At 59.7% G+C, this 10912-nt stretch carries 8 protein-coding genes; 7 read left to right on the top strand and 1 reads right to left on the bottom strand.

Features of this window, described 5'->3' with window-relative positions:
- Positions 1-40 precede the first annotated feature (40 nt).
- From rpoC to ACR0IR_RS13615, 3 genes are all read left to right on the top strand, one after another.
- Positions 41-4282, top strand: a complete 4242-nt coding sequence (gene rpoC / locus ACR0IR_RS13605; RefSeq protein ID WP_170364366.1) for a DNA-directed RNA polymerase subunit beta' — start codon at positions 41-43, stop codon at positions 4280-4282.
- A gap of 195 nt (positions 4283-4477) precedes the next feature.
- Positions 4478-5587: an HlyD family secretion protein gene (locus ACR0IR_RS13610; RefSeq protein ID WP_170364368.1), complete on the top strand. Its 1110-nt coding sequence runs from the start codon at positions 4478-4480 to the stop codon at positions 5585-5587.
- Between the two features lie 145 nt (positions 5588-5732).
- Positions 5733-6602 carry a DMT family transporter gene (locus ACR0IR_RS13615; RefSeq protein ID WP_170364423.1) on the top strand — a complete coding sequence of 290 codons (870 nt, stop codon included), beginning with the start codon at positions 5733-5735 and terminating at the stop codon, positions 6600-6602.
- Here ACR0IR_RS13615 and ACR0IR_RS13620 read toward each other — a convergent pair.
- The gene (locus ACR0IR_RS13620) at positions 6587-7393 is read right to left on the bottom strand and encodes a putative rhamnosyl transferase (RefSeq protein WP_170364370.1); all 807 of its coding nucleotides are present in this window, start codon (positions 7391-7393) and stop codon (positions 6587-6589) included. The two genes, ACR0IR_RS13615 and ACR0IR_RS13620, sit on opposite strands and share 16 nt — an antisense overlap.
- 374 nt (positions 7394-7767) lie before the next feature.
- Here ACR0IR_RS13620 and rpsL point away from each other — a divergent pair, with 374 nt between their 5' ends.
- From rpsL to ACR0IR_RS13640, 4 genes are all read left to right on the top strand, one after another.
- Complete coding sequence (rpsL, locus tag ACR0IR_RS13625; protein ID WP_005980675.1) at positions 7768-8139, top strand: 30S ribosomal protein S12; 372 nt, start codon at positions 7768-7770, stop codon at positions 8137-8139.
- A gap of 15 nt (positions 8140-8154) precedes the next feature.
- The gene (gene rpsG / locus ACR0IR_RS13630; RefSeq protein WP_093964348.1) at positions 8155-8625 is read left to right on the top strand and encodes a 30S ribosomal protein S7; all 471 of its coding nucleotides are present in this window, start codon (positions 8155-8157) and stop codon (positions 8623-8625) included.
- An 18-nt stretch (positions 8626-8643) separates the two neighbouring features.
- The gene (fusA, locus tag ACR0IR_RS13635) at positions 8644-10761 is read left to right on the top strand and encodes an elongation factor G (protein ID WP_170360942.1); all 2118 of its coding nucleotides are present in this window, start codon (positions 8644-8646) and stop codon (positions 10759-10761) included.
- A gap of 60 nt (positions 10762-10821) precedes the next feature.
- Positions 10822-10912: GTP-binding protein (locus ACR0IR_RS13640; RefSeq protein ID WP_215675807.1), on the top strand; the 91-nt coding region annotated here is incomplete at its 3' end.

Raw genomic sequence — 10912 nt, forward strand, 5'->3', positions numbered from 1 at the left:
CTTTCTCCCGTCCCCCCTTCCGCAAGATTTGAGGTAACAAATGAACCAGGAAATCACCAACAACCCGTTCAACCCGCTGACGCCGCCCAAGGTTTTCGACGAGATCAAGGTCTCGTTGGCGTCGCCCGAGCGGATCCTGTCTTGGTCCTATGGCGAGATCAAGAAACCCGAAACCATCAACTACCGGACGTTCAAGCCCGAACGTGACGGCCTGTTCTGCGCCCGTATCTTTGGCCCGATCAAAGACTACGAATGTCTGTGCGGCAAGTATAAGCGGATGAAGTATCGCGGCGTTGTCTGCGAGAAATGCGGTGTGGAAGTCACCCTGCAGAAGGTTCGCCGCGAGCGTATGGGCCACATCGAGTTGGCCGCGCCCGTCGCACATATCTGGTTCCTGAAATCGCTGCCGTCCCGCATCGGTCTGATGTTGGACATGACGCTGCGCGATCTGGAACGCGTTCTGTACTTTGAAAACTACGTCGTCATCGAGCCCGGTCTGACGGACCTGACCTACGGCCAGATGCTGACCGAGGAAGAGTACATGGACGCGCAGGATGCCTATGGCATGGACGCGTTCACCGCGAATATCGGTGCCGAAGCCATCCGTGAGATGCTGGCCCAGATCGATCTGGAAGCCGAAGCCGAGCAGCTGCGCGCTGATCTGGCCGAAGCCACCGGCGAGCTGAAGCCCAAGAAGATCATCAAGCGTCTGAAGGTTGTTGAGTCCTTCCTCGAGTCGGGCAACCGCCCCGAGTGGATGGTGATGACCGTGATTCCGGTCATTCCGCCGGAACTGCGTCCGCTGGTTCCGCTGGATGGTGGCCGTTTTGCGACTTCGGATCTGAACGATCTGTATCGTCGTGTCATCAACCGGAACAACCGTCTGAAGCGTCTGATCGAACTGCGCGCGCCTGACATCATCGTCCGCAACGAAAAGCGGATGCTGCAGGAGTCCGTGGATGCTCTGTTCGACAACGGCCGTCGTGGCCGCGTGATCACGGGTGCCAACAAGCGTCCGCTGAAATCGCTGTCGGACATGCTGAAAGGTAAGCAGGGCCGCTTCCGCCAGAACCTTCTGGGTAAGCGCGTCGACTTCTCGGGCCGTTCGGTCATCGTGACCGGCCCCGAGCTCAAGCTGCACCAGTGTGGTCTGCCCAAGAAGATGGCGCTGGAACTGTTCAAGCCGTTCATCTACTCGCGCCTTGAAGCCAAGGGTCTGTCTTCGACCGTGAAACAGGCGAAGAAACTGGTCGAGAAAGAGCGTCCCGAAGTGTGGGACATCCTCGACGAGGTGATCCGCGAACACCCTGTCATGCTGAACCGTGCGCCGACGCTGCACCGTCTTGGCATTCAGGCGTTCGAGCCGGTTCTGATCGAAGGCAAGGCGATCCAGCTGCACCCGCTGGTCTGTTCGGCCTTCAACGCCGATTTCGACGGTGACCAGATGGCCGTTCACGTCCCGCTGAGCCTTGAGGCGCAGCTGGAAGCGCGTGTTCTGATGATGTCGACGAACAACGTTCTGTCGCCTGCAAACGGCGCTCCGATCATCGTTCCGTCGCAGGACATGATCCTGGGTCTCTACTACGTGACCCTGGAACGCGAAGGCATGCCCGGCGAAGGCAAGGTCTTCGGTTCGATCGACGAAGTCCAGCACGCGCTGGACGCGGGCGAGGTGCACCTGCACTCGAAAATCACCGCGCGGATCACCCAGATCGACGAAGAAGGCAACGAGGTTCAGAAGCGTTTTGAAACCACGCCGGGCCGTGTTCGCTTGGGGGCTCTGCTGCCCAAGAACAACAAGGCACCGTTTGAACTGGTCAACCGTCTGCTGCGGAAGAAAGAAGTGCAGCAGGTGATCGACACCGTCTACCGCTACTGCGGTCAGAAAGAGTCGGTGATCTTCTGCGACCAGATCATGTCGATGGGCTTCAAGGAAGCGTTCAAGGCCGGTATCTCGTTCGGCAAGGACGACATGGTGATCCCCGAGGACAAGTGGGGCATCGTGGACGAAACCCGCGAACAGGTGAAAGACTTCGAACAGCAGTACATGGACGGCCTGATCACTCAGGGCGAAAAGTACAACAAGGTTGTCGATGCCTGGTCGAAGTGTAACGACCGCGTAACCGAAGCCATGATGCGCACCATCTCGGCAATCCAGAAGGACGAGAACGGCGCCGACAAAGAGCCGAACTCGGTCTACATGATGGCGCACTCCGGTGCGCGTGGCTCGGTAACCCAGATGAAGCAGCTGGGCGGTATGCGCGGCCTGATGGCCAAGCCGAACGGCGACATCATCGAGACGCCGATCATCTCGAACTTCAAGGAAGGTCTGACCGTTCTTGAATACTTCAACTCGACCCACGGTGCCCGTAAGGGTCTATCGGATACCGCTCTGAAGACGGCGAATTCGGGCTACCTGACCCGTCGTCTTGTTGACGTGGCGCAGGATTGCATCGTGCGCGATGTTGATTGTGGAACCGACCGTGCGATCACGGCCGAGGCTGCGGTCAATGACGGTGAAGTCGTCGCGTCGCTGGCAGAACGCGTTCTGGGCCGTGTGGCCGCAGATGACGTTCTGCGTCCGGGTACCGACGAGGTCATCGTCGCCGCCGGACAGCTGATCGACGAACGCATGGCCGATACGATCGACGAGGCCGGTGTTGCCTCGATGCGCATCCGCTCGCCTCTGACCTGTGAGTCCGAGGAAGGTGTCTGTGCAACCTGCTACGGTCGTGACCTTGCACGCGGGACCATGGTGAACACCGGTGAGGCTGTCGGCATCATCGCCGCGCAGTCGATCGGTGAACCGGGTACGCAGCTGACGATGCGGACCTTCCACATCGGTGGTGTTGCGCAAGGTGGTCAGCAGTCGTTCCAGGAAGCGAACCAGGACGGTGTCGTTGCCTTTGAGAACCCGCAGATCCTGGCCAATGCCGCCGGCGAAAGCCTGGTCATGGGCCGGAACATGAAGCTGGTGATCAACGACGAACACGGCGAAGAGCGCGCCAGCTTCAAGCTGGGCTACGGCTCGAAGCTGTTTGTCAAAGAAGGCACCAAGGTCAAGCGCGGCGACAAGCTGTTCGAGTGGGACCCCTACACCCTGCCGATCATCGCCGAGAAAGCCGGTACCGCAAAATACGTCGACCTGGTTTCGGGCATTGCTGTCCGCGACGAGACCGACGATGCAACCGGCATGACCCAGAAGATCGTGATCGACTGGCGCGCCGCCCCCAAAGGCAGCGATCTGAAGCCCGAGATCATTCTTGTGGATGACAACGGCGAGCCGGTCCGCAACGATGCGGGCAACCCGGTTCACTATCCGATGTCTGTGGACGCGATCCTGTCGGTCGAAGACGGTCAGAAGATCGAAGCCGGTGACGTTGTTGCGCGTATTCCGCGTGAAGGCGCCAAGACCAAGGACATCACCGGTGGTCTGCCGCGTGTGGCCGAACTGTTCGAAGCGCGTCGTCCGAAAGATCACGCAATCATCGCGGAAGCCGATGGTTACGTGCGCTTTGGCCGCGACTACAAGAACAAGCGCCGCATCAGCATCGAGCCGGTCGACGAGTCGCTGGAGACGATCGAGTACATGGTGCCCAAGGGCAAGCACATCCCGGTGCAGGAAGGCGACTTCGTGCAGAAGGGTGACTACATCATGGACGGTAACCCGGCTCCGCACGACATCCTGTCCATCATGGGTGTCGAAGCGCTGGCGGATTACATGATCGACGAGGTGCAGGACGTCTATCGTCTGCAGGGCGTGAAGATCAACGACAAGCACATCGAAGTCATCGTACGCCAGATGCTGCAGAAGTGGGAGATCCTGGACTCGGGCGACACCACCCTGCTGAAGGGCGAGCATGTCGACAAACAGGAGTTCGACGCGGCCAACGAGAAGACCATCGCCCGCGGTGGTCGTCCGGCCCAGGGCGAGCCGATCCTGCTGGGGATCACCAAGGCTTCGCTGCAAACGCGTTCGTTCATCTCGGCGGCATCGTTCCAGGAAACCACCCGCGTGCTGACCGAAGCTTCGGTTCAGGGCAAGAAGGACAAGCTGGTTGGCCTGAAAGAGAACGTCATCGTCGGCCGTCTGATCCCGGCCGGTACCGGTGGTGCGACACAGCGTGTCCGCCAGATCGCGCAGCAGCGTGACAATGTCGTCATCGAGGCACGTCGCGAAGAGGCCGAGGCCGCAGCCGCGCTGGCCGCTCCGATGATGGATGATGACATGGTCGGCGACGAGCTGGACTCGCTGGTGGAAACTCCGGAAAGCCGCGAATAATATCGGCGACGAGAAACTCAGAAAGGCCCTGCGGTTCCGCGGGGCCTTTTTTGTTTCGGCCGGCGCCGGAAGCGGCCAGGGTTCGATTCAAACACTGTGATTTCAAATGGAACTGCTGCATACTCAAAAATCAGAATGTGGTAATGGAATTGCTCCCGTCATCACTGTTTGGAACTCAACACGGGTCTTGATCGGATGCTCATAGTCCTTGGATTGTATTTTGGCGTGATTTGGCTGGTCTTCTCCAAGTTCAGCCTGCTGCCCTGGAATGGCTTCTGGAAGACCGTTTCATACGGTGGGGCCGCCGTCGTCGCGTTGGTTGTCATCGGCGCACTCAACCACACGGCGCCTACGGGGCCTGTGTCGGTTCTGGGTGTTCAGACAAGCATTGTGCCTAATGTCTCCGGAACGGTCGTCGAAGTTGCCGTTGAGCCGAACCAGAAGGTCAACGAAGGCGATCTCTTGTTCAGAATCGATCCCGAGTTCTACGTGCTCGAGGTAGCGCGGCTGGAGGCATCTCTGGAAGCCGCCCGGTCGGCAGCAGACCAATTGACCACGGATCTGGCGGCTGCCGAAGCCGATATCGCTTCATTGACCGCGCAACTTGTTTTTGGGCAGCAGCGGCGGGATGACATCGTTCAACTGGAAGAGCGTGGCGCATCCACCACCTTCAAACTGCAGGAAGCGGTCGCGACGATCGAACAGCTCACCGCAAGCATTCGTGCAGCAGAAGCGCGAAAAGCGGGGCTGGAGCGCCGGATTGCAGCTCAGATCGACGGTGAGGATGTGGCGGTCGTGGAGGCCGAACAGGCGCTTGCGCAGGCCGAATGGAACCTCAAGCAGACGGAAGTCTACGCGCCGGGCGACGGGATCGTCAGTGCGGTCACGCTGCGCCCGGGCAATCGCGCGACAACCTTCCAGGGCGCATTGACCTTCATAGATCCGACGAACCACGCGTTGGTGGCCTCGCTGCCCCAATCCAGCCGATCCAATGTCGGCCTTGGCGATGAAATCCGTGTGGCGCTGCGAACCCAGCCGGGATCCGAGATCACGGGAACTATTTCGGGGTTTCCGCCGGCCTTGTCTGAGGGCGCACTGGATCTCCGCTCCGGTTTGCCCTCGATGCGCGAACTTGTCGGGATCACCAGCTTTCCGGTCCTCATCGAACTTCCTGGCGATGTACCTCTGGAAACTCTTCAATTCGGCGCGTCGGGCACCGCGCTTGTGATGACCGACAAGGCCGGGCCGATTTCGCCACTTGCGGAGATACTGTTCTGGGTCACGCAGAAGCTGAACTACCTGTAGGCGGCAACGCAGAAACCCACCCCTTGGCAGTGATCAGGTACAACTGCGATCGGATCAAACAAAATCGAATTGGCGGGATCACAAGTTGACAATCTGCTCAGGTGAGATGCCAATGCCGGGACCAGATTGAAACCGGGCCATGGCAATGACACCGAACGTCAAAGGCGCCCTGCTGATGATGGGCAGCATGGCCGCATTCACTGTGAACGATACGCTGGTCAAGGCGGCCGGTCAGGAGGTGCCACTGTTCCAGCTGGTGGCTCTGCGTGGGTTGTTGGCGACGATCCTGGTTTTTGCGTTGGCGCGGCATCTGGGGGCATTGCATCTGCGGTTCGGGCGGCACGACCGCTGGTTGGTGGCTTTTCGCTGCGTAGCGGAATTGTCGGCGACGTTCTTCTTTCTCACGGCATTGATGCACATGCCGCTGGCCAATGTGACCGCGGTTCTGCAGGCCCTGCCGCTGACCGTCACCTTGGGTGCGGCCCTGTTCTTTTCGGAACAGATCGGGTGGCGGCGGATCATGGCCATTGCATTGGGGTTTGCGGGCATGCTGCTGATCGTGCGACCCGGTCCGGACGGCTTCAGCATCTATGCCATGTATGCCCTGATTGCCGTCATCTGCGTGACGGCTCGGGATTTGATCACCCGCCGAATGTCGCCCGAGGTACCGTCGATGGTCGTCACTTTGGCAACCTCATTGACGATTACCACCGGTGCGGCAATTGCCTCGGCTTTTCAGGGTTGGGTGCCGATGACGGCCGGGTCGGGGATGTTGATTGCCTCGGCGGCTGTTTTCGTCCTGCTGGGGTATCTCTTCAGCGTCATGGTGATGCGCGTTGGCGAGGTCAGCTTTGTCGCGCCGTTCCGATACTCGAGCCTGATCTGGGCCTTGGGTCTGGGATGGGCGGTATTCGGAGATTGGCCCGACCGGATCACCATGCTGGGTGCCGCACTGGTGGTCAGCGCAGGGCTGTTCACCCTCTTTCGCGAGCGGGCACTTCAGGCGTCCGAATAGGCGCGTCGGACCACCGTCTGATCAATTGCAAACCGAGTTTCGAACTGCTTTGCCAGAGCGGGGGTCAGCGGTTCAAGCTTGGCCTTGCTTGTGCGGGTGTTGGGTGAGTCGTTGAACCCGTTGAGCGTGCGCACCCACACCGGCGGTTCGTTCTGGCTGATGACAGGCATGAAGTGGCCGATCTTGTGGTGGGCAAAGTTCATGATCGTCAGCTCACACCCGCCGCGCACATACATCCCAAAACCAACACCCAGCAGGGACCGGTGAACCGGCGTGGCCTGGATTCCGTTGGTGTCGAACCGGGCAAGAAAGCCGTGATTGAAATCAATGGCAACCATCTTGTTGCGCCGTACCAGCCCTTCGGCGTCCTGAACCGCGCGGCGCAGTAATTCGACGAAATCCACCGCAACCGCATCGTCGTCATCATGACGGAATTGCAGGCATGGCAGGTCAGGGTTCAGGCGTGCCCGGTTCAGGACGTCCTTCATGACAGAGCGATGTCGGCCGGGTTCCCGCGAGACGATTTGCACTTGTTTCATGCCCGAAGTCAGGTCGCTCAGACGATCACGGGCGACCCGAGGCAGGCAGGTCCCCGTCACGATCAGAAACTGAAACCGCGGATCCGTCTGGGCGCGTAGGGCGGGCAGGGCGCAGGTCTCGAACAGGCGGAACCGCTCGTCCAGACGTCGGGGGTCGTACAAGTGGCGCCGGCGCGCTTCGACCGACTCGTGCATGGTCTGGAACCCGCCGATGGCCGGGTAGGAGAAACGGCACAGACCAATGACTTGCATCTTCACTTCCGGTAGGAATACACCAGTGCGGACTATGCCCCGAGGGATGTGACACCGCAACCGATGTCGCTTCCGCCGCGACGCACGGCTGCGAGGCGGGCGGCCATCTGCCGGGGCTGTTGACAGTCGGGCCGACTCCCCCTATACGCCCGTCATCTCGGTACCGGGGGCCGCCCCAAAACCGATTTCAGTATTGAACTGGTCAAGGCCCGGACAATTTTGCAGTTCGCGCCCTCTGATAACCAACCGCGACGTTCACCTCGGAATGGGAACGCTCGCGGGTTTTGCGCTTGTGGACGCATTGGCGCAGCGAAGTTAGCCGCACGCAACGCGCGTGCATGTCATGTGTGTTGCAAAACGGGGAAGAAACCGGAATGCCAACTATTCAACAGCTGATCCGCAAACCGCGGCAGCCCAAAGTAAAACGCTCGAAGTCCATGCACCTGGAGCAGTGCCCGCAGAAGCGCGGCGTCTGCACCCGCGTGTACACCACCACGCCGAAGAAGCCGAACTCGGCTATGCGTAAGGTTGCCAAGGTGCGCCTGACCAACGGTTACGAAGTCATTTCGTACATCCCGGGTGAAAGCCACAACCTGCAAGAACACTCGGTTGTTCTGATCCGTGGCGGCCGTGTGAAAGACCTTCCGGGTGTCCGCTACCACATCCTGCGTGGTGTTCTGGATACCCAGGGCGTCAAAGACCGTAAGCAACGTCGTTCGAAATACGGCGCGAAGCGTCCCAAGTAAGAAGGAGAGGCTGATATGTCACGTCGTCACGCCGCCGAAAAACGCGAAGTCCTGCCTGACGCCAAATTTGGCGACAAGGTCCTGACCAAATTCATGAACAACCTGATGATCGACGGCAAGAAGTCGGTCGCAGAGCGTATCGTCTACAACGCCTTCGACCGCGTTGAGAGCAAGATCAAGCGCGCTCCTGTCGAGGTGTTCCACGAAGCACTCGACAACATCAAGCCGTCGGTCGAGGTTCGCTCGCGCCGGGTTGGTGGTGCAACCTACCAGGTTCCGGTCGAAGTGCGCCCCGAGCGCCGCGAAGCTCTGGCCATCCGCTGGCTGATCACCGCCGCGCGCGGCCGCAACGAAAACACCATGGAAGAACGCCTCGCCGGCGAACTGCTGGACGCCGTACAGTCCCGCGGTACTGCCGTTAAGAAGCGCGAAGACACCCACAAGATGGCCGAGGCGAACAAAGCCTTCAGCCACTATCGTTGGTAATCCCAGAGGCTTATCCAAATGGCACGCGAATATCCGCTCGAACTATACCGTAACTTCGGTATCATGGCGCACATCGATGCAGGCAAGACCACCTGCTCGGAGCGTATCCTGTATTACACCGGCAAATCCCACAACATCGGTGAGGTGCACGATGGTGCAGCCACCATGGACTGGATGGAGCAGGAGCAGGAACGCGGCATCACCATCACTTCGGCTGCGACCACCACCTTCTGGGAGCGCACCGAGGACGGTCAGACCGCCGATACCCCCAAGCACCGCCTGAACATCATCGACACCCCCGGCCACGTTGACTTCACCATCGAAGTCGAGCGTTCGCTGGCGGTTCTCGACGGTGCCGTCTGCGTTCTGGACGCAAACGCCGGTGTTGAACCCCAGACCGAAACCGTGTGGCGTCAGGCTGACCGCTACAAAGTTCCGCGCATGGTCTTCGTCAACAAGATGGACAAGATCGGCGCCGACTTCTTCAACTGCGTTCGCATGATCGAAGACCGCACCGGCGCGCGCGCCGTCCCTGTCGGTATCCCGATCGGTGCAGAGAACGAGCTGGAAGGCCTGATCGACCTGGTCACCATGGAAGAATGGCTGTGGCAGGGCGAAGACCTGGGCGCAAGCTGGGTCAAAGCTCCGATCCGCGACAGCCTGAAGGACATGGCTGAAGAATGGCGCGGCAAGATGATCGAAGCGGCCGTCGAAGAAGACGACGACGCGATGATGGAATACCTGGAAGGCAACGAGCCCGACATTCCGACCCTGCGCAAACTGCTGCGCAAGGGCACCCTGGCGCTGCACTTCGTGCCGGTTCTGGGTGGTTCGGCGTTCAAGAACAAAGGTGTTCAGCCGCTGCTCAACGCCGTGATCGACTATCTGCCCAGCCCGCTGGACGTTGTCGACTACATGGGCTTCAAACCCGGTGACGAGGAAGAAGTCCGCAACATCGCGCGTCGCGCTGACGATGACATGGCCTTCTCGGGCCTGGCGTTCAAAATCATGAACGACCCCTTCGTTGGCTCGCTGACCTTCACCCGGATCTACTCGGGCGTTCTGAACAAGGGCGACTCGATCCTGAACTCGACCAAAGGCAAGAAAGAGCGCATCGGTCGTATGATGATGATGCACTCGAACAACCGGGAAGAGATCGAAGAGGCGTTCGCAGGCGACATCATCGCTCTGGCGGGTCTGAAAGACACCACCACCGGTGACACCCTGTGCGATCCGAAGGATCCCGTGGTTCTGGAAACCATGACCTTCCCCGATCCGGTGATCGAGATCGCGGTCGAGCCCAAAACCAAGGGCGACCAGGAAAAGATGTCTCAGGGTCTGGCCCGTTTGGCCGCCGAAGACCCGTCCTTCCGCGTGGAAACCGACCTGGAATCGGGTCAGACCATCATGAAGGGCATGGGCGAACTTCACCTGGACATCCTGGTTGACCGTCTGAAGCGCGAGTTCAAGGTCGAAGCCAACATCGGTGCGCCGCAGGTGGCCTATCGTGAGACCATCTCGATGCCGATCGAACACACCTACACCCACAAGAAACAGTCGGGTGGTTCGGGTCAGTTCGCTGAGGTCAAGCTCGAGATCACTCCGACCGAACCGGGCGAAGGTTATTCGTTCGAAAGCCGCATCGTTGGTGGTGCCGTTCCGAAGGAATACATCCCGGGTGTCGAAAAAGGCATCCAGTCCGTCATGGACAGCGGCCCGCTGGCCGGCTTCCCCGTGATCGACTTCAAGGTTGCCCTGCTGGACGGTAAATTCCACGACGTCGACTCGAGCGTTCTGGCGTTCGAAATCGCGGCGCGGATGTGCATGCGCGAAGGTCTGAAAAAGGCCGGCGCGAAACTGCTGGAGCCGATCATGAAGGTCGAAGTGATCACCCCGGAAGAATATACCGGCGGTATCATCGGCGACCTGACTTCGCGTCGGGGCCAGGTGTCTGGACAAGAGCCGCGCGGCAACGCGATTGCGATCGACGCATTCGTGCCGCTGGCCAACATGTTCGGCTACATCAACACTCTGCGTTCGATGTCGTCGGGCCGCGCCCAGTTCACCATGCAGTTCGACCACTATGATCCGGTTCCGCAGAACATCGCGGAAGAGATCCAGGCAAAATACGCATAACCGAAAAATAGAGGGAGCCTGCTGCCCGGGCTCCCTTCATTTCCGAAAAAGGAGGCCATCATGGCAAAGGAAAAGTTTGAGCGTACAAAACCGCACGTCAACATTGGCACGATTGGCCACGTTGACCACGGCAAGACGACGCTGACCGCAG

This window comes from Ruegeria sp. CF2, from assembly GCF_056537385.1.

Bases quoted from the DNA above. Each gene is read 5' to 3' on its own strand.
- rpoC (WP_170364366.1), top strand. From the start codon at position 41: ATGAACCAGGAAATCACCAACAACCCGTTCAACCCGCTGACGCCGCCC.
- ACR0IR_RS13615 (WP_170364423.1), top strand. From the start codon at position 5,733: ATGACACCGAACGTCAAAGGCGCCCTGCTGATGATGGGCAGCATGGCC.
- rpsL (WP_005980675.1), top strand. From the start codon at position 7,768: ATGCCAACTATTCAACAGCTGATCCGCAAACCGCGGCAGCCCAAAGTA.
- fusA (WP_170360942.1), top strand. From the start codon at position 8,644: ATGGCACGCGAATATCCGCTCGAACTATACCGTAACTTCGGTATCATG.
- ACR0IR_RS13610 (WP_170364368.1), top strand. From the start codon at position 4,478: ATGCTCATAGTCCTTGGATTGTATTTTGGCGTGATTTGGCTGGTCTTC.
- rpsG (WP_093964348.1), top strand. From the start codon at position 8,155: ATGTCACGTCGTCACGCCGCCGAAAAACGCGAAGTCCTGCCTGACGCC.
- ACR0IR_RS13620 (WP_170364370.1), bottom strand. From the start codon at position 7,393: ATGCAAGTCATTGGTCTGTGCCGTTTCTCCTACCCGGCCATCGGCGGG.